The 232-nt window shown below is 22.4% G+C and carries 1 protein-coding gene; it reads right to left on the bottom strand.

Features of this window, described 5'->3' with window-relative positions:
• On the bottom strand, positions 1–219 hold a 219-nt coding region (locus tag AC6UDG_RS07900; RefSeq protein WP_500707020.1), incomplete at its 3' end, for a hypothetical protein.
• Positions 220–232 lie beyond the last annotated feature (13 nt).

Here is a 232-nt window from a genome sequence, read left to right as displayed (position 1 = left end):
CAATTCATTTTCGGAAATCACTAAATCATTTATAAATATATCAGGATTACAATGTTCCTTTAAATTTCTAATACCCAGAGATATTAGTTTACTTTCATTAATTAAATAATTTTCATCTTTTTGTGTGTTTGATATAATTCCATTATCTGAAATTAGTATTAAACAAATATCTGGAGAAAAATTATATAGTCTACTATTCGTATCTAGTAATTCATACAAATAATTACTACTG

The sequence above is a fragment of the Fructilactobacillus sp. X2R1C1 genome (assembly GCF_059901435.1).
The sequence above is the reverse complement of the archived record's forward strand: the minus strand, read 5'-3'. Positions and strand labels throughout refer to the sequence as shown.